The sequence below is a fragment of the Alicyclobacillus fastidiosus genome, assembly GCF_026651875.1.
GTDB classification, from domain to species: domain Bacteria; phylum Bacillota; class Bacilli; order Alicyclobacillales; family Alicyclobacillaceae; genus Alicyclobacillus; species Alicyclobacillus fastidiosus.
The window spans coordinates 2,476,060-2,495,489 of sequence record NZ_CP104067.1 but is presented as its reverse complement, the minus strand read 5'-3'; the positions used below and the strand labels follow the sequence as shown (position 1 = coordinate 2,495,489).

Genomic DNA, 19,430 nt, shown 5'->3' with positions numbered 1-19,430 from the left:
CATGGGGGTCTGGGGGCGATAGCCACCAGGCAGGGTTTGGGGCGCGGCCCCAACAAGCAGGCCGAAGGGTATTCAGACGACCGTTTGAGCGGAGCAAAAACGGCTAGGCGAATAGCCACAGGCAAAAACTGACTACTTCCCCTTACATCACGCTTATGACAGGCTTGTCTACTTATGACGTTTGTAGACCGAAAGACCCGAGTTCCTCCCACGCGTGTACTTTCCCACTCCCATCATTATCCATTCTACCTGGGATGAACCTCTAATTCAATACTGCCTATTAAGGATGACGTATATACATGAATGGTACTCAACAAGACGGTTGCAAGCGATAGCACGATTCGTCTCACCAACGAAAATACCTTGGATCAATTGTCCATTGATATTAGGACTATTATGCTTCCACCACGAATACAACATAAACGTTGCTCAAAAATCCCAAAAGAATGAGCAGCTCGTACATGGGTTTGTAAGGAGGATATTTTAACATGGCAGATGATTTCGGGAAAAAAAGTCAGTATGAGTACTTGTATGACGCTCTTGCAAACAAGTACCCAGGGTTGGTTAGCGCTGGAGATGGGGCATATGTGTTTCAATTTAGTCAAGGCCCACAAGGGGCAAGTTGGATTACCGGAACTGACGCTAATGCATATGGAATTGCTAATGCTGTTCCGGTCGATCTCGGGGGATTTTATGTACCAGGCGACAGCCTAGATAATTCATACTCCACTTTGATTAAATCAATTAAACCTAAGGATGGTCAGGATAATCCTGCTTATAAGAAGAAATTGATCCAGGTATCTGATTTAAGTTCGCAAGAAATCACTCTGAGGGATGCTGCAACTAAGGACTATTATTCTTGGGCAGCAAACAATACAAAGTCAGATGGCACGCCAGCAAAGAGCTTCGATGAATGGTTGACCTACGCATTCGGTGGTAGTTCTTGGGGAGTCAAAATGAATGAACTAGCTAGTCAAATTGACGAACTGAACTCCGAAATGTCCGCAATTCTAAAAACGATGGACGCAGGATTGAGCGATGCTTTGAGTAATCTAGGTACCGATACAATGCCAATCAGTAGAGGAGGAAAAGCGATACAGGTACCCGCTGTGACCATTTTAGGGGATTTAGCTAGTGATAAATCTCGATGGGACGGATACGGGACCGATGAGTTTGATTTTGACATCACGATCAACAAAGATGCCGTTATAAAGTACCCATGGAAAACTGTATACGAGACGACAGTCAAACATGATTGCTTTGAGACGAGTGTTGAGACTCATGTAAATACTTCAAGAATCATCGCTGACGTAAACTACAACCTTCGATTTACTGCGAAAGGACTCCAAGGATACCAAGTTTCACGTGGTAAGTGGTATTACCCCGCCTATGTAAATCCTAATGTTCAGCTTGTTGACGGTATCGTCGGTCTTACCAATGACAGCTTCTTCGGTGTGAATGGAAGTTTGCACCTAATTCCTGAGACAATCCTAGTTATGTATCGCCCGACGATTAAGTTGACGGTATCCGAGCAGACCTATAAGCAGCAATTTGCTGCCAATGCAGATGCTGGATTAGATTGGGTCGACTTCTTTTCATTCCGGTTCAAGTTCGACACTATCGCATCACTTCAACCGGTAGACAACGGAGATGGCACAACGACCATAACGTTTTCAAGTCCAGAAAATGCGAGTCCTCAAATTATTGGTGTGACATCTAAAGTTGTCTATAACGAAAACTAGTAATCTGAAGAAAGGTATGACGTTAACATGCCAACTGTACAAGGCGACCATGGTACGAACATGGGTAACACTAATGGAACATTACGTAAGGAAATCCGAGATGACATCATTTCTGAAATCGGGAATATTGCCGACGTTATGCGAACAGCCGATAGTATCTATTTATCGGACAATTTTCACCTTGATTCGAAGCAGATAGGTCAGGCTTTTAAGGTGGAGATTCAATATCGAAAGAATACAAAGCAGACGGTTTCTGTAGCATTGGTTGATCAAGGTGCCACGAATGTAGGTGACCTCCGAACGGCCCTGACGAATAGTTTAAATGATGGTCACATTTGGATTGTGACATAACTGCTTTTACAATTATTGAGTTAACGAATCCATTTGTGAGAGCAAGTAGGCACGCACAAACACACTTCTTAAACACCATGACCGCCTTAGAGACATTCTAGGCGGTCATTTCGTGGCGACGAAAGAAACACAAAGTAATTGAGTTTGCAAAGGGAAGCCCATTGCGGCTTCCCTTTAAAGAAACATACCATTGATCACACTAAAGCTTCTTTCAGTTCACGACAGCAATCACCACATACACGCTTTTCTTTGAAGGTGGTGAGGTTGTCAGCTGAATTACAGAATGTACATGAGGATTCATACTTACGGAGAATGATACGGTCACCATCAACAAAAATCCCCATTGAGTCTCTATTATCAATACCCAATGTTCTACGTAGCTCCATTGGCATTACAACCCTACCCAATTCGTCTATTTTTCGGACAATTCCCGTAGCTTTCACTGCACTCACCTACTCCTCTCTATAGAATGCAATGTTACCATCTATGTAAGGATCGTGTCCTAAAAATGGTTTATATTCCATACCATACATGAACTTGGTCTTATTGAACTCCTTCGTACTCTAATTCATCTTTTAAGACGGTCTTCATTAAATGTCCATTTCTACCGCCAAGTAATTCCTCAACGCCTAATGCATATAATATAGAGTTTTAAATTGAACTTTTTCCTGTGGAGTTCTTGGCGCGAAGAATGTTCAATCCGTCAGACAATGTGATAAATGTGCCAAAAACCTTCTCGGGTGTATGTATCGTGATTTTGATGGCGTCAATTCGTAACTTATGCATTAATCTTAAACCTCATTTTAAATAGATTCTCAATGGCTGTTTCGCTAACTTTTCCAATTCTTTCTAAAAATTGTTTTTCAGATTGTAATAACTCTTCCTCTGCGAGCAACGATGCCAAGAATGTCTCACCCTGAGAGCCGATAGAAATTTTACCAGTATTCTCTTGAATAACGATGTAGTCTTCAGCTAGGGCCAGACCAATCGCACGATTTAAAGCAGGATCAAATCGGATTATTGGAAAATCGGTTTTATTGCTGAGCTGCAACAGACGATGGATAGACGCTGCGAATTCGGGTGACTTAAACGCCCAATTAAAAATTTGCAGCTTTAATATTGACGCTGACTTGTTCCTGTAGGATGAGAAATGTATAACCAGCAAAATTTGGGCGATTTTCTGCATAGGTCGCAGTTCCACAGAAAGGGGAATTCTCCTTCGTACAAAGTGCACTTCCTTAACAAGATCGTACGGAAAATCCACGATTACACACCTCCAAAATTCAGCGGGCACCTAATCAACCAATCAGAAACAGCTTCCCTGCACAGATCCTCAACCACACCAAATTCAAATATTGAATCGAATTTCTCCGATTTGAGGGCTTCCCTATAATCATCCATAGTCTGTCTCAAAAACTGTGAGGGTGGCAATTCGGTCAACAAACTATTTACCTCTAGACTTGATTCCACTGATGACTTTATACTCATCTGTTTCTCATAAAGAATCGGAAAGTCCTTTTGAATACTTTCTGTTACTTTCGCACCCAAAATGTAATCCTTTACCATACGGTCTACAAGTGTGTTTGTCTTGTTTTCTTGGTTGGTCTGACCCTCGAAAATCTGATTAATTTTTGTATAAAGTGTTTGGATAGCTTGTGATTCACACTGTTTCCAGTTCGCAACATCAGATGTTGCAGGTGGTTCTACCGCAACGCTTAGCTTTTCATTCAAAAACAATTTGACCCAAATGAGCTCTTGGATGAAATATCCTTCGTCCTTAGCCAAAACATCAAAGTCACTACCCAACAGATCCTGCATATGTGTTAGCTCCCTGTATTCCTGAGCCTTTGTCTGACAATGTTTAATCAATTCTTTATTGGTGATCAAGGGGGTAAGAAATATCCATTGTCTAATCTTGGTCGGTCCTAAAAATTCTTTTAGTTACCCTTATTTTTTGCAGCTTATTCAAATCCCTTGTGACTTTGTCTTTTTGTTCCTCATAAAGCTTTCCTGGCTCATACTCTTCGTCAGGGCAATAGCACTGAAAAACTAATCCGGTACGAGTAAATCCCTCTATTCCATGGTCCCCCTTTGTATGAGCAACCATTTCCTGATATCCCTCTGAATCGTATTTCTTTTTAAGAAGAAGCTGACAGTGTTCTTCCCAACTATCACCATCGTATGTTCCGTGCTTAGTTCGAATCACATTGCATTACCATCCTTCGCTGAATGACTACAAAATCCCGATCAACTATAACTGCGAAATTCAACATTTTTCTTCTTTCTCCTCCCACTTGAGGGGGGAATACCTTTTTTGTGTCATTTGTTCATGGAGTTAAACGGATCATTAGGCAACAAGGCACTTCGCGTAAGCAGCAAAAAGCCCTGACAGATTTCTGTCGAGGGCATAGTATATTCCATGAGATCTAACGCTTCGCCCAGAGTTTCTGCACGAGTGAAAACTGGTATGCTTGTCCTTCACATCAGTATCACTTAAGCGGACATATCTTCGAACCATCGACATATCCGTGTGACCGAGCATCTTCTGTAGCGAAAATGGATCGCCACCGGCCTTTATCCAGTGAAGCGCAAATGTATGACGAAATGTGTGTGCCGAGACACGTACTCCTTCAATGCCAGCTTGCTTACCGTACGTCCGACGTCGCTCATCAAAAGTGTCTCCGGTCATTGGGTGCCCGTAGCTCGAATAAAACAAGTAGTTCGCTTGCGGCCCGAAATCTTTGTTTTCGCGCACTAACTCCACGAGCAGCCTGGCTGTCTGTTTTGAAATTGGCACTGTACGATCCTTCCACGTCTTTGCTTTCTCCCACGGTACCGTCAGCGTAAGTTGTTCAAAATCTACATCATCCACTTTTAGTGAGAAAAGTTCACTGATACGAAGTCCAGTGTCTAATAACGTCACCATGATTACGTAGTCTCTAAATCCAGCGAACGAACTACGGTCCACTACCGACAGCGGCGTCCTAACTTGTCTTTCCTGAAAAGCCGATATATGATCTTCATCTGTCTTTTGTAACTTGATGTCCTTGGCCGGCGACTTGGCCACATGCCCTTCTCGCTCACACCAATTGAAAAACGCCTTCATCGTTCGTATGCGAACATTTACCGTTACAGGCGACAGCCCGATAATGGATCGTTTTATCCTCCGTGGATGGTCGTCATATTTTTCCTTTTCAGTACTCATCCATGTCACATACTCGCGCAAGATGGCTGGAGTTATTTGCGTTAATTTAATCCCCGGGTGCTTCGAATCCAACCAGTTCATTAGATACCGAAAGTGCCGGCGATAATCTTTGATGGTTCTGTCAGAGGATCGTTCGGATATTTTCGCGGTGAGAAATTCCTGCATAGCCTGTTCGCTCGAAGTAGCCACTGCATCCTGAATCTGTTGCTGCTGCTCTACGGTTAATGCCCGACGTGTCCTTTCACGTTTGACAACCGTCTTGTCTCGTCTTTTGTCCATGTTTACGTTTCTCCCTAATGTTGATTACGGAAGAACGTTGGAGTGACCCATATGTATCCGATGGGTCGCGGCGAACTCGTCTGCGCTGTAGACCGAATGTCCCGGCGAACTATCACGGAGACTGCCATTTATTGCGGTCTATACAAACGTTATACAAAAGTTGGTGAAACGAAAAAAGCCCGCACCATTGGCGGACTTTTTCTATGGCGGAGAGGGTGGGATTCGAACCCACGGTGCCCTTGCGAACACGGCGGTTTTCAAGTCCACCGATTGTGTTTCTTTGAGTATATTTGAGTGTCTAAGAATTTAGTAATGGCGCGGGTTTTCATGACTTGAGCCGTTTTCTTATTTAACCAGTTTGGGCCGTTAGGCACACACTGTGCACACAAAAAGGGGCCTCATTCAACTCCATCAATATAGGAACAGTAGCCGGGAAGCAGGAGATTCGAAACCATTGTAGGCTTATTAATACAAAGCAATAAAGTTATCATACCTATTGTCTTGCGCCACTTGAAATTGAAGAAAAACGCTATGAAGCGATAAACCGTGTTGTATGTATTTATACAGTTGAAGTGTTGCGCTCCGCTGTTATCGCCCCCTTCTCAAGAATAGAGAAAGCAAGTTTATGAACTTAAAATGCGCTGTCCCAAAAGTCATCGTAGATGGTTGGTGAGCCAGCCCCCTACAATCCAGTTGATGACTCATGTCCACATAAGAAGTTGCTTTTCTCAATGCCATTGCAGACCTTAGATTCTCATGAAATAAAGTAAAAGTATCTTATCGGTTCGCATCTTCCCTTATGGTGAACACCAACATGGGCTTCACGGTAAAGTTTGATATATAGGACCATTAGAGTGATGACTAGCGTACCGAGTGCGTTAGGCGATATTATTTTGGAGATACCCCTCTTTTGTCTCGTTTCACATTATTCAAGCGAACTGAAGGATTTTAATTCAGATACATCGGATTACCGATTGGCGGTCTCCTCCTTAACAAACCGATTTCCCGACATGTTCTTCACCTTATCGGACAATAGTTCGTCCTCAACCCGCCAATCGTCTTTCATGGTGGGTTACGTCACCTCAAACTGCTTTTTTGTGAAACGATTGCTAATCATCAACTAGCAGACTGTCAATATAAACGCGACAAACTGTCAATGTGTTGTTTGAACTCGATCATAACTCGCCGAACCTCGAAATACCATGAACTGTACCAGCAAAATGGATGCAAAATTCTCATTTGCGGTGTACCCAGTTGTACTGTGATAGAGGGGGATACGATCATGAAGGGAAAAGTAGCTGTCATGTCGCAACCAGGGAGTCTGACATTACGGGAGTATGATTTGCCTGATCCAGGCCCGGGAGCTGTTCTCACAGAAATCATACGAACCAATGTCTGCGGTTCGGAACTTCATATTTGGAAAGGCCATCATCCTACCAAAAAATCTGGGGTGATGGGACACGAAGCCATCGGGCGAATCGCAAAACTAGGCGCAGGGGTCACCAGTGATTTTGCTGGGAACCCTGTTCAGGTTGGCGATCGGATTGTCGCAGCCTATTATCTAACCTGCCGTAAATGCCCACCTTGCCAACAGGGGCAGTTTCACCTATGTGAAAACGCATACAAGTACTGGTCTAAAGAAGCAGAAGAGGCTCCACACTTTCACGGTACATTTGCAAGTCACTACTACATTCACCCTGATCAATATTTTTACAAGGTACCTGATAACGTCCCTGATGCAGCAGCGGCAAGTGCGAACTGCGCGCTGTCACAAGTGTACTTTGGTCTCGAAAAAGCCAACCTCCGCTACGGCGAAACGGTCGTCATCCAAGGCGCGGGTGGACTTGGCCTGAACGCTTGCGCCGTGGCAAAAGAACTCGGTGCGACCGTCATCGTCATCGACGCATTAGAAGGACGACTGCGTCACGCGAAAGATTTTGGAGCCGACTATACCATTAACATGAACGAATACGATACCACTGAGAGACGGGCAGAGGTTGTTCGCAGTCTTACCGGCGGGATCGGCGCAAATGTGGGAATGGAATTGACAGGCGTCACAGTAGCGTTTAATGAGGGTATCCACCTCGTACGTGCTGGCGGACGATATGTAAGTATTGGCAATATCTCTCCTGGACAAATGACTTCGTTCGATCCTGGTCTCATGACCCGCAAATCTATTCAAGTGATTCCAGTTGTTCGCTACGACCCATGGTATCTCAACAAATCTCTGAAGTTCCTGGAAAGGAACATCAACAAGTACCCATTCGCTGACATGCTTGATGCGGAATTCTCCTTCGACCAAATCGCCGACGCGATGGATCAGTCCGCAAAACGTAAGGTAACTCGCGCATCCATTGTTGTTGGAAAGTAGGGGATAACAATTGGAAACGAAACAAATCTTCATCGACGGTAAGTGGGTCAACAGTGTTTCCGGGGAAACATTTGTCACGGTTGATCCAGCTAATGGCGAACCAACTGCATGGATTCAAAGAGGGAACCAAGAGGATATTAACCGTGCCGTAAAAGCTGCAAGAAATGCGTTCGAGCAAGATGCGTGGCGTGACATATTACCTGCAGAGCGAGGCCGGATTTTGCTCCGCATGGCGCAACTCATTCGTGAGAAAAAAGACGATTTAGCTAAGCTTGAAACACGAGATGCGGGTAAACCACTTTCGCAATCCTACGCTGATGTCGAGGTGGCAGCGCGCTATTGCGAGTACTACGGTGGCGTGGCCGATAAAATTCTTGGTGAAACCATTCCCGTGCGCCCAGATATCCTCGATTACACGATTCGGGAGCCAATGGGGGTTACCGCGCACATTGTTCCGTGGAATTACCCCATCCAAATTGCTACCCGAAGCCTTGCACCGGCTTTGGCAACCGGCAACACGGCTGTCATCAAACCAGCTGAAGACACCCCGCTTACCGCGTTGTGCCTTGCTGAAATTGCACAGGAAGCCGGAGTACCAGATGGCGTCGTCAACGTCGTCACAGGCTTCGGCCAAGAAGCTGGTGCAGCACTCGCGAAGCATCCAGATATTGATCAGATCACATTCACAGGTTCCGTACCAACGGGTATTGCCGTCATGAAGATGGCTGCAGAGAACGTGAAACCTATCACACTCGAACTGGGTGGCAAGTCCCCAAATATCGTCTTTGCGGATGCCGATTTAAGCGAAGCAGCAGATTGGGTGGTTCGGTCCATCATCCAAAACGGTGGGCAAACTTGTTCTGCAGGTTCGCGTTTACTCGTTGAAAAGTCAGTAGAAAAGCAATTTGTCGAGCTCATCGTCGAACGTATGAAACGACTCCGTATTGGCCCCGGACTCGAAGATCCCGATCTCGCTGCAATCGTGTCAGAAAAACAATTGAACAGGATTGAATCCTATATGCAGGTTGCACGGGACGAAAATGTGACAACCGTAACAGGTGGTTACCGGGTAACAGGCGGATCGTTATCCAAAGGCTATTTCTTTGCACCCACGGTATTTTCAAATGTTCGCCCAGACAGCCGTTTAGCCCAGGAGGAAGTATTTGGTCCCGTGCTAGTCGTCATCCCGTTTGAAAGTGTCCAGGAAGCCGTCAGCCTCGCGAATCACACGGAGTACGGCTTAGTCACTGCAGTCTGGACGACCGATATCAACAAGGCGCATTTCGTCGCTTCCCGCGTTCGATCCGGCCAAGTATTTATCAACAATTACGGCGCCGGCGGCGGCATTGAAATGCCATTCGGCGGATACAAAAAGAGCGGCTTTGGCCGGGAAAAGGGATTAGAGGCCCTAAAACACTATACCCAACTCAAGAACATCGCCTTGAGAATTAAGCCATAACTGATGTTTCTAGCCGAAAACACAAGGAGGGATATTTTTGGCAGGGATGAAACTATACGTTCTCGATAATGGAACGATGAAAATGGACAAAAACTTGATGATTGCCAGTTCCGTGATTGCGAGCTCCACTGAACCAAATAAACCGAATGAACATATCGAGTTCCCTGTTTATACAGTCCTCATCGATCACCCAGAAGGAAAAATCCTTTTCGACACCGCGTGCAACCCGAACGGAATGGGGAAAAATGGCCGCTGGATCGAAGCGACACAGAATCTATTCCCCTACCTTGCAAGTGAAGAATGCTACCTCCCCAACCGCTTGGAACAAATGAGGGTTCGGCCCGAGGACATCCGGTATGTCGTCGCGTCTCATCTCCATCTCGATCACGCCGGATGCCTCGAAATTTTCACCAATGCGCAGATTATTGTGCACGAGAACGAACTCAGCGGCGCCTTGCGCACATACGCGAATAACGCACAGGAAGGCGCCTACATCTGGGCTGACATCGATGCCTGGTTAAAAAACAATTTGCACTGGAAAACCATCCGTCCCCACGAAGATAATTTACAACTCGTGGACGGAATCAAAATTCTAAACTTCGGCAGCGGGCACGCCTGGGGCATGCTGGGCTTGCACGTTCAACTGCCTGGAGAAGGTGGCATTATTCTTGCCTCCGATGCGGTCTACTCAGCAGCAAATTACGGACCACCAGTCCGCATCCCAGGCATCATCTATGATTCACTCGGCTTTACAAACACCGTAGAGCGGATTCAAAGACTCGCCCGGGAAACCAACTCACAAGTATGGTTCGGACACGATGCCGCACAGTTTGCGTCGCTTCGGAAATCGACTGAGGGCTTTTACGAATGATAATGTAACCATTTAGGTGATACCATAGAGTACATTCCCACGTAACCAGATGGAATCTACGGGGCCGTGCAGTTTGCGGCCCCATCAAATAGGCCCAAAACGTCATCATGAATCGTCTTAGAACTTCCTTTTGACCTGCTGGGTACTAAGTCTGCAGTGGGGTTGGTTTCGATATCCCTTGCGCCACAGTTTACAATCTTACGATCCATAACATGCCAGCCTCCCCCCAAGGATTTATTGGCCAATATTAACACCTATGGTTTTTTCGCACCAGAACCACTTAGATTCGACTGAGTGGGTCAAGGCTCGGAAGGCCAGCGAAAGACGAGCAAGCAGTACACTAGCCAATAGAGAGAAAAGACGCCAGTGAACGTAACGTGAACGAGGTAAGTTTGGAGAAAGGCAAGCGCAAGTATGGTGCCATGTCCGCTCGCACTCATGAAAAACAAAGCATACTTGATCTCCATTTGGAATTAGCCAATTCAAATGATGCGGGCAGTGGGTGGTCTCCTACCCGTCATTTTTGAGGACAACTTACACCGTCAGATTCGTACGTTATGCCCGATCAGTAATACCATCCCTTTGTGCAACTCGAAGTAACTCCCCTGCTCAGTTAAATATCTTCAGGAGATGTAATTCGACACTTCGATTAAATTAAAATCAGGATCTCTAAAATACACCGACATTATTGCTCCAACAGCACCAGCGCGTTGAATCGGGCCCTCTTCAATGGCTACACCAAGCTGCTTTAAATGCTCTACGACAACATCTATTGGTGTTCTTGTAATAAAGCAAATATCTGCTGAACCTGGGGTTGGCTTATTTGCTTTCGGCTCGTACTCATGTCCAGCTTCGTGAAGGTTAATCTTCTGAATTCCAAATCGTAGTGCTTTGCGTCCATTACCAAAAGTATAGATGCTCATTCCCAATACGCTCGAATAAAATTCACATGTTGTATCTAAGTCACGTACTGTTAAAACTAAGTGATCCAGCCGCTCAACCACCATCCAAATCCCCCAAAAATCCGGTATTGAAAATTCTTTAATGGCGTAGGATATGCGTCCGCATTTGTGTACCATTATTTATTGGGGAACCTACTCCTGCTGCCTTCAGTCAATATAAGTCTAATTGGCATTGGTATTCACAAATACCAGTATTGCCAACTAACCAACTCAATTGTGACGTAGAGTCGAGCCTCGTTCATAATAACCTACTCTTCGGCAAGAAGTTTGAGTAACCGTTTAGCTCTTTCGAAAACAGGTAAATCAACCATCTGCCCATTGACTTGAATGACCCCGACACCGTTTGACAGTGCTTTTTGATAAGCCTCAACATTCTGTTTGGACTGCAATAAATCGGTGTCACTTGCGCCGAATATCCGATTTACTATATCGATTTGATTCGGGTGAATGACTAGTCTACCAGTGAAACCCAGCTGCTTTGCCTTTTTGCTCTCCCTCGTAAACTCAGTCAGCACACGAAATTCCTGATGAACCGAATCAACGGCCTCAATGTTCAAGTCCAGAGCGTACTGTTATCCTATATTTTAAATACTCACATATAATCACATGTAACTGTAAGGCTAAACTGGAACTCACTCGAGCCTGGCAAGTGAATTAGTCTCCATATCGCAACCTCCTTTTTGGGAACAAAATTAAGATATGATACTTCAGTTTCGGTGCGATCTTGTACGGTCGCACCGAAACTGGGTTAATCATTAAAAATTAAAACTTAATGAGTATCCTTGAAGAATCTCCTTTTGCCAGCTTATCGAAACCTTCATTAATTTCATCCAAGGAAATAACATCGGCGACCAATTTATCCACCGGCAAACGACCAAGTTTAAATAAATCAATAAAATTCGGGATATCTCTGTCTGGAACACAACTACCAACGTAGGAACCCTTTAAGGTTCTTTCTTCTGCCGTTAAACCAACATATGGAAATGAAAAATGATGTTGAGGATGGGGTAGTCCTGTTGTAACTGTTGTTCCGCCTCGCTTTGTAATCCCATAGGCAACTTCCATAGCAGGCACTACTCCTGCAGTTTCAAATACGTAATCAAGCCCACCACCTGTTGCTTCACGAATAAGCTTTACAACATCGGGATCTTTCGAGTTAAATGTATCCGTTGCTCCTAACTCTTTTGCTTGTTTTAGTTTTGTTTCGCTGATGTCTACTGCAACAATTCTGCTTGCACCTGCGGAAACCGAACCAATAAGTGCACTTAAACCAACACCCCCAAGCCCAACAACCGCAACTGTACTGCCTAATTTGATATCTGCTGTGTTAACGACTGCACCCACTCCAGTAATAACTGCACAGCCAAAAAGCGCTAACTTCTCAAATGGAATATCCTTGGCGACCTTTATTAAAGAATTTCTAGATACGACTGCATACTCCGAAAAAGCAGATACACCTACATGATGATTTACATCTTCATCATTTGTGTGCAATCGAATACCTCCGCCGATTAATGTTCCTGCTGTATTCGCCTCTGCACCTGGTTCACATAGGGCAGGGCGTCCTTCCTTACATGGCACACAGTGTCCGCAGCTAGGAACAAAGACACATACAATATGGTCCCCTGGCTCTAGATCATTGACGCCTTCTCCAACTTCTACCACCACACCTGATGCTTCATGCCCTAGCGCCATGGGAAGTGGACGCGGTCTACTCCCATTTATTACAGACAAATCCGAATGACAGAGACTAGCTGCCTTAATTTGAATTAAGACTTCTCCACGCTCTGGGGAATCTAACTCTAACGTTTCAATTTTAATTGGTTTGCTTTCTGCATATGGTGCAGATGCTCCTGATACACGTAGTACAGCTGACTTGACCTTCATATTTATCGGCTCCCTTTGGTAAATTTGACAATCTATAAATCTTGAAAATACTCAATACAGCTTTATACCGATGAACTTCGTATCTGTCATCTCCTCAATGGCATACTTAACCCCTTCTTTACCAATTCCACTATTTTTCACACCACCGTACGGAATATGGTCATAGCGGCGTGTGGATACTTCATTTATCCAAACGCCACCTGTTTCAATTGCATCAGCTATACGCATTGCCTTGTTGATATCCGATGTGAACACACCTGCATGCAACCCTAAATCTGTATCATTTGCAAAAGTAATGACTTCCGATTCTGTAGAAAATGGCATTACACTAACGATAGGTGCAAAAACCTCTAAGCAAACAACTTTCATTTCTGGAGTCACATTCTCCATCACAGTTGGTTCCAGCATCGCATTGTTGCGGTTCCCCCCTGTTAATACGGTCGCTCCTTGACTGATAGCTTCTTTGATCCACAATTCAGCTCGTTGTGCTGCGTCTTCTGTAATCATCGGTCCGACGTCCGTCGATTCATCAAGTGGATCTCCTATTTTTAGCGCTTTTACTTTCGCAACGAGTTTTTCTACAAACCGGTCATACACATTTTCATGTACGTATATTCTTTGAGCAGACACACATGTTTGACCAGCATAGGAAAAACCACCCATAACAATAGCGTTAACAGAAACATCCAAGTCTGCATCTTCAAAAATGATATTGGGTGCATTGGACCCCAATTCCAGGGTTACTTTTTTCCGCTTTGCCATATCGTTAATTTTCCACCCGACTGTACCACTGCCAGTAAACGTTACCCTCTTAACTTTTGGATTTGTAACCAGCGGTTCTACAAGTTCTTGGCCAGGACCCATAACAATATTGAGTGCTCCTTTTGGCAATCCGGCTTCTTCGAATAATTGGTATAGCATTACTGGTGAAAAAGGAGTTTTTTCTGCTGGCTTCAATACAACTGTATTACCTGCTGCTATCGCTGGAGCAACCTTATGAAGTACAAGATTTAATGGAAAGTTAAATGGTGTAATAGCAACAACTACACCTAAGGGCACGCGTTTCGTAATTCCTATCTGACACTCTCCGCCTACTGCACTATCCATAGGAATTTGTTCGCCATGAACTGACTTGGCTGCCTCTGAGGCAAATCGTAGAACTTGGACAGCCCGAGCCACCTCTCCTCTACTTTCACGAATCGGTTTTCCAGCTTCCAAAGATAGTATCCTAGCAAACTTTTCAGTTGTTGCTTCTAAAAGGTCCGCAGTTCTTCGTAAAATATCTGATCGCTTATGCGCCGACAGCGTCTTCATAGTATCTTGAAATACACGATGCGCAGTATCGATCGCATCTTTCACATCTTGTGCAGTTGCACAGAACATGCTTCCAACAACTTCATTGTTGTATGGATTAAATACTTCTAGTTCAGTTCTTCCTTCTTTTCTTTCGTCGCCATCAATAAAAGATCCATAGCACAATCTATCCAGCCCTATCATGTCAGCGTGCCCCCGTTTTTTACATGGTAAGAATCAATCTATAGAAAAATTTAGTCCCATGATGTTTTTGCTCCCTCTTATACGGACTAATCTGATGTGACTTTGCATTACTCATAAAAACCTTCTGTTGATTTGATGAACTTCCTGAATTGCTCGGAATCGTGTCCAAACCAAACTTGTGAATTTGTTCTTTCAGAGTATTTTTTAATTTTCTCCACTGCATTCAAATAGCCAAGTGAGTCGTAGATAATTCCTGGCAATTTAACGGGAGGGCCATAATTTTCACTCGAGTAAACTGCATCTGAAGCTAAAATGATGCCACCTTCACCAGGCAACTCAACATGTAATCCCAGCAATCCCCACGCATGTCCGGGACCGAAGTTAAGTATTTTAATCCCTTCTGCAAGCTTTAACTCATCTTCATGAGGCTTGACGATTTTCCATCTTAAATCGTTCTTTATCCAAGCATTTACATCGGCCCAAACATACGCGCCCATATCTTTTGTCAAGGCATACTGTTTCATTGTGTTTGAAAGTTCAGTGTCGTGCACAATTATGGTTGCATTTGTAAACAATTCGAGGCATCCTGCATGATCAAGATGTAAGTGAGAAGCAACGACATATTTGATGTCTTCAGGTCGTGTGTTCAGTTGTTCTAGACGATTAATCAAGTAACAGGACTCATCTTGAAAAGAAGGAAAAAGTTTTTGTAATCCTTCCGGCCAGCGGCCGTTCTTTCCCATCCCCTCCGGATTACAGCCAGTATCAAAGAGGATTTTACCCTCAGGATGGTCAATCAACACTGCATATACTGGAAATTCAATGAACTCTGAAGGCGGATTGGGATTGTCAATGCTTGCCGGATTGTGCATTGCGATCATAAAGTTTTTATCCATTTTCATCGTCCCTGTATCCAACACATATAGCTTGGGTTTGCTCATTACTCTTCCTCCCGACAATTAGTAGATGGGTGTAGTGTGGGTCTCCTTCATCTGGTTCGCTGCTTTCTAACTAGACAAATTAGTTTTTGACAACGTTTACATATCAGCAGCTATGTTTACAATCCTTTCATTATCCCCCTCTCAACACTCTTAATAAGGAATATATTCGACTTGGGAAATGAGTAGCACGCTATCCTTTTACGTTTGATTCTACAGAAGGACAAAATTTAAATTCGTTTCCAACAGCACCAATATGAAGTCAGTCACCTTAACATTTTGACAAACAAACCATTCTCAACGGTTTTACGAACCGTATCTTCAGACGGAGGGTTAGTGATAGATGCATGCCCCGTACCTTTTGGCTATAGAATTTTTCGTGGTCAATTCCGACAATGTTCGCCTCTGACTCCCCTGTGTTTTCGATGAAACAGACACATACCTTATTCATTCGTAGAAACGCCTCCTTGGATTCTGCTTGGTCATACAATACAAACAGAGTTTCGCAATTGGTAAACCTAGAGACTCACCGGTTCAGCATCTTCCCAACCTCCTGGTCGTAAGAAAACTTAACCATTGCTATTTCTCGTGAACGTCATCCACTTACTGTAACTTCATACATATGCCCTTAGTCAAGTCTAACTCGGCTCGATAACGTACAACTCCATCTTTTTATATCTCATTGCCTGTATACAGTTCTAATCACGCGTACCTCCTGTGCTCTTGATACCCTAATGCCCCCACAAATCCGTAGGACAAGTGCCACTGGCACAAAGACTATCGACTCCTCCTCTGGTTGTACACTTCTACCCTCCGGCTTGTTTGGTTTCTAAGCTTACTAAAAATGAGGAATGAGACAATTTGCACCGTCTCATTCCTCATAAGCAAAACTATCTTAATGTAAGTTGCTGCATTTAAAAATTCACACGGAAGTTCCTATTTCTTCGCTTGTTACTACTTCCAATGGCTTTCTTGTGGCTGAAATAGTAAATGGTAGTATTACAATCGTTATAAAACCGGTGATACCCATATAAACAAATGCCGAAGTGAAGCCGTGGGCTCCACCCCACGCATAAATTGAGGTCGCCAAAATTGGTCCAACAGCGCCACCAAGATGACCGATACCATCTGTCAAACTGACACCCGTTGCACGTGCCCTTGTTGGAAAACTCTCCGAAGTAAGCGCATACATAAGTGGCAGAAAGAATCCGAGTGATCCAGATAGCACAAATACCGCAGTATAAATTAAGGAAGGTGAACTGAAAAAAGCAATAGCAAGAAATCCAACAGTCCACACCACCATACCTACTAATATAGTGTACTTGCGTTCAAAACGGTCACCGAGCCATGTTGAAAGGATAGACCCTACTGGGTAACCTATAGAAGCGGCTAGCATGAATCCTATACTACCTGTTAGTGTGTACCCTTTATCGACAAAGAATGTCGGTGCCATACCAAGCCAGGTATAACAGCCAAGATACCAAACGAACCACATTACTAACAGTAAAATAACTCTGCCAATATAAGGGGACCGCAATAATTCAGCCGTGGGGAATCCTTTACCTTGAACTTCATCTGCTGTTGTGACAAGCGGAGGAAGGCTTCCCTTTAATTTCTTAGAAACATAGGATTCTGCGTCATCAATAATATTTTTTGCATCTTCATATCGGTCTTTTGTCAATAACCATCTTGGTGATTCTGGGATTTTAGCGAAAAAGAACAGTGTAATCACACCAAGTGCACCAAGAAGAAACATTCCACGCCAACCCCAGTTGAAATTAGGAACTAAGATTAAAGCAATAATTGGTACTAAGCCTTGCCCAACCATGGAGAAAATATTGGCCATAGCGGTGTAACGACCACGTAAGGAAGCCGGTGCTAGTTCTCCGATATATGCAGAAATAGCAGCTATTTCTGCACCTATTCCCATACCTGTAATGAACCGCCAAATAATCATCCACCAAAGACTGAAACTGAAGGTTGTTGCAATACAACCAATGGTAAACAATAGTGTAGCCGATAAAATGGCCTGTTTACGCCCGATAACGTCAGCTAAGTTACTATTAATCCACGCCCCGACAATGTACCCGAGGAGACTTGCAGTGATTGGGATAGAAGCTTGACTAGCGGTAAGATGCATTAACTTACTAAAGACAGGCAGGCCAAACGCCACATTTGTTATGTCAAAAAACGCTATTAGATAACCCACACCGACAATCCACAAGACGGTTTTGGCATATGGCCATACTGGTAACCGATCAAGCCTTGCTAGCAATTCGGCATCACGTGAGGCGGCTGTATGACTTTTTTTCATGCCTCTTTCCCCTTTCAAATTATGAATTCAATCGAGTAGTTTTCCACGCTATACCTCTCTTGAATGTCCTTTAGGAACCACGACCTTTCATAATATTGCTAATTCATACTTCAAATTTTTTATCGTCTCACTACCTGTGGACGTTTCTCCATTCACTTTGCTGTTGATATATATCGTTTCCATGTGTATCGAATGCAACAAGGGCGGGGAAATCCTCAACCCAGACACGAGCAATCGCTTCCGGACCCAAATCTTCATAAGCAATGATCTCTCGTCGTTTAATTCGACTCCCTAAAAGCGCACCTGCCCCGCCTGTTGCCACAAAATAGACAGCCTTGTGGGTCAACATGGCTTCTTTAACCGTATCTCCACGGTATCCTTTCCCCATCGTGGCAACTGCTCCACGCTCTAGCATTAAGGGCGTAAAAGAATCCATTCTAGAGCTCGTTGTAGGTCCAGCAGCACCGACCACAAAATCAGCAAAACCAGGTGACGGACCCACGTAATAAATTAACTCTCCTTGAACATCAATTGGCCATGGTATATTCTGTGTAGTTAGTTCGTTCAAGCGTTTGTGCGCTTCATCACGTGCTGTGATGAAAGAACCGGTTAGAAATACCCTATCTCCTGCCCGTAACTCCGCCAATTCCGTTTTATCAATAGGGAATGTTAAACTCCACGTATTCATGGTCTCACCTCACAAAACTGCCGTTTGAACCCTTGCTGAATGACATTGTAAATTAACAGCTACGGGTAACGATGCCATATGAAGTGGATGAGTCTCCACATGTACGGCTAACGCAGTTATAGTCCCACCAAGCCCCATTGGACCGATGCCAAGGTTGTTAATTTCCTCCAATAGTTCTCTTTCAAATTTTGCTACATCCGGGTTTGATGTTCCAACCTCCCTCAGTAGTGCATGTTTCGCGAGTTGACCGACAGAATCGAAAGTCCCCCCAATACCTACTCCAACGATGAGTGGTGGGCATGCGTTCGGACCAGCCTGCTCCACAACGTCTAACACAAATTTTCGCACACCATCGATTCCTTCAGCGGGGACTAGCATTTTTAATTGGCTCATGTTGTCTGCTCCCCCCCCTTTTGGCATAACACGTAGTCGTAGTTGGTCACCAAGTACCATCTTTGTATGAATTACACCTGGTGCATTAAACCCTGTATTCTTGCCGTGAAACGGGCTATCCAATATTGACCCGCGTAGATGCGCTGATTGGTACCCTTGCTGAATTCCTGCATTTACTGCATCTTCGAACATGCCTCCAACAATGTGAACATCTTGACCAATCTCCGCAAACACAATTGTAACGCCGCCGTCTTGGCATAGGCTTACACCCGTTTGTTCTGCTCGCTGTGCATTTTGAAGAATCTGGTCTAACACTTCACGACCAACTGGGGACAACTCTTCTTCTCCGGCCTTTTGAATGCGCTCAATAACATCTGGCGGTAAACGTAAGTTTGCCTTTCTACACAATTCGGCTACAGTACTTTCAATTTCCTGAACAGAAATCGCTTTCATACAAGCCCTCCAAGACGTTG

The 19,430-nt window shown here is 44.3% G+C and carries 18 protein-coding genes; 5 read left to right on the top strand and 13 right to left on the bottom strand.

Annotation, left to right across the window (positions count from 1 at the left end):
• Positions 1 to 488: 488 nt before the first annotated feature.
• Both NZD89_RS12325 and NZD89_RS12320 read left to right on the top strand, forming a co-directional pair.
• Positions 489 to 1,742 (top strand): hypothetical protein, encoded by a 1,254-nt coding sequence (locus tag NZD89_RS12325; RefSeq protein WP_268007992.1) that lies wholly within the window; start codon positions 489 to 491, stop codon positions 1,740 to 1,742.
• Positions 1,743 to 1,769: 27 nt separating this feature from the next.
• Positions 1,770 to 2,093, top strand: coding sequence for a hypothetical protein (locus NZD89_RS12320; protein ID WP_268007991.1), 324 nt, complete (start codon positions 1,770 to 1,772; stop codon positions 2,091 to 2,093).
• Between the two features lie 194 nt (positions 2,094 to 2,287).
• Here the strand turns inward: NZD89_RS12320 and NZD89_RS12315 are convergent, their stop codons facing one another.
• The 5 genes from NZD89_RS12315 to NZD89_RS12295 all read right to left on the bottom strand — a co-directional run bounded on the left by NZD89_RS12315 (position 2,288) and on the right by NZD89_RS12295 (position 5,577).
• Positions 2,288 to 2,536, bottom strand: coding sequence for an AbrB/MazE/SpoVT family DNA-binding domain-containing protein (locus NZD89_RS12315; protein ID WP_268007990.1), 249 nt, complete (start codon positions 2,534 to 2,536; stop codon positions 2,288 to 2,290).
• A 335-nt stretch (positions 2,537 to 2,871) separates the two neighbouring features.
• A complete protein-coding gene (locus NZD89_RS12310; RefSeq protein WP_268007989.1) occupies positions 2,872 to 3,357 on the bottom strand; it encodes a hypothetical protein in 486 nt (161 codons plus the stop codon).
• 2 nt (positions 3,358 to 3,359) lie between these two features.
• On the bottom strand, positions 3,360 to 3,911 hold the full coding sequence (locus tag NZD89_RS12305; protein WP_268007988.1) for a hypothetical protein: 552 nt from the start codon (positions 3,909 to 3,911) through the stop codon (positions 3,360 to 3,362).
• Between the two features lie 91 nt (positions 3,912 to 4,002).
• Positions 4,003 to 4,299 carry a hypothetical protein gene (locus tag NZD89_RS12300; protein WP_268007987.1) on the bottom strand — a complete coding sequence of 99 codons (297 nt, stop codon included), beginning with the start codon at positions 4,297 to 4,299 and terminating at the stop codon, positions 4,003 to 4,005.
• A gap of 141 nt (positions 4,300 to 4,440) precedes the next feature.
• Positions 4,441 to 5,577 carry a tyrosine-type recombinase/integrase gene (locus NZD89_RS12295; protein ID WP_268007986.1) on the bottom strand — a complete coding sequence of 379 codons (1,137 nt, stop codon included), beginning with the start codon at positions 5,575 to 5,577 and terminating at the stop codon, positions 4,441 to 4,443.
• A 1,282-nt stretch (positions 5,578 to 6,859) separates the two neighbouring features.
• Between NZD89_RS12295 and NZD89_RS12290 the strand changes: the two genes are divergently transcribed.
• From NZD89_RS12290 to ahlS (NZD89_RS12280), 3 genes are read left to right on the top strand one after another with little or no spacing between them, the layout of a single operon-like run.
• On the top strand, positions 6,860 to 7,948 hold the full coding sequence (locus NZD89_RS12290; protein ID WP_268007985.1) for a zinc-binding dehydrogenase: 1,089 nt from the start codon (positions 6,860 to 6,862) through the stop codon (positions 7,946 to 7,948).
• A gap of 10 nt (positions 7,949 to 7,958) precedes the next feature.
• Complete coding sequence (locus tag NZD89_RS12285; RefSeq protein ID WP_268007984.1) at positions 7,959 to 9,407, top strand: aldehyde dehydrogenase family protein; 1,449 nt, start codon at positions 7,959 to 7,961, stop codon at positions 9,405 to 9,407.
• A 46-nt stretch (positions 9,408 to 9,453) separates the two neighbouring features.
• The gene (gene ahlS, locus NZD89_RS12280; RefSeq protein WP_268008478.1) at positions 9,454 to 10,278 is read left to right on the top strand and encodes an AhlS family quorum-quenching N-acyl homoserine lactonase; all 825 of its coding nucleotides are present in this window, start codon (positions 9,454 to 9,456) and stop codon (positions 10,276 to 10,278) included.
• Positions 10,279 to 10,901: 623 nt separating this feature from the next.
• On the opposite strand, the gene NZD89_RS12275 is transcribed toward ahlS (NZD89_RS12280), so the two are convergent.
• The 8 genes from NZD89_RS12275 to NZD89_RS12240 all read right to left on the bottom strand — a co-directional run bounded on the left by NZD89_RS12275 (position 10,902) and on the right by NZD89_RS12240 (position 19,410).
• On the bottom strand, positions 10,902 to 11,282 hold the full coding sequence (locus NZD89_RS12275) for a VOC family protein (RefSeq protein ID WP_268008477.1): 381 nt from the start codon (positions 11,280 to 11,282) through the stop codon (positions 10,902 to 10,904).
• Positions 11,283 to 11,488: 206 nt separating this feature from the next.
• Entirely contained in the window at positions 11,489 to 11,755 is a 267-nt protein-coding gene (locus NZD89_RS12270; RefSeq protein ID WP_268007983.1) for an aldolase/citrate lyase/malate synthase family protein, read from the bottom strand.
• Positions 11,756 to 12,002: 247 nt separating this feature from the next.
• Positions 12,003 to 13,127, bottom strand: coding sequence for a zinc-dependent alcohol dehydrogenase family protein (locus tag NZD89_RS12265; protein WP_268007982.1), 1,125 nt, complete (start codon positions 13,125 to 13,127; stop codon positions 12,003 to 12,005).
• Between the two features lie 51 nt (positions 13,128 to 13,178).
• The gene (locus NZD89_RS12260) at positions 13,179 to 14,624 is read right to left on the bottom strand and encodes an aldehyde dehydrogenase family protein (RefSeq protein WP_268007981.1); all 1,446 of its coding nucleotides are present in this window, start codon (positions 14,622 to 14,624) and stop codon (positions 13,179 to 13,181) included.
• A gap of 107 nt (positions 14,625 to 14,731) precedes the next feature.
• Positions 14,732 to 15,565 carry an AhlS family quorum-quenching N-acyl homoserine lactonase gene (ahlS, locus tag NZD89_RS12255; protein WP_268007980.1) on the bottom strand — a complete coding sequence of 278 codons (834 nt, stop codon included), beginning with the start codon at positions 15,563 to 15,565 and terminating at the stop codon, positions 14,732 to 14,734.
• A gap of 919 nt (positions 15,566 to 16,484) precedes the next feature.
• Complete coding sequence (locus NZD89_RS12250; protein WP_268007979.1) at positions 16,485 to 17,876, bottom strand: MFS transporter; 1,392 nt, start codon at positions 17,874 to 17,876, stop codon at positions 16,485 to 16,487.
• Between the two features lie 130 nt (positions 17,877 to 18,006).
• Positions 18,007 to 18,564: a FumA C-terminus/TtdB family hydratase beta subunit gene (locus tag NZD89_RS12245; RefSeq protein WP_268007978.1), complete on the bottom strand. Its 558-nt coding sequence runs from the start codon at positions 18,562 to 18,564 to the stop codon at positions 18,007 to 18,009.
• Positions 18,565 to 18,573: 9 nt separating this feature from the next.
• The gene (locus NZD89_RS12240; protein ID WP_268007977.1) at positions 18,574 to 19,410 is read right to left on the bottom strand and encodes a fumarate hydratase; all 837 of its coding nucleotides are present in this window, start codon (positions 19,408 to 19,410) and stop codon (positions 18,574 to 18,576) included.
• Between the last annotated feature and the right edge of the window lie 20 nt (positions 19,411 to 19,430).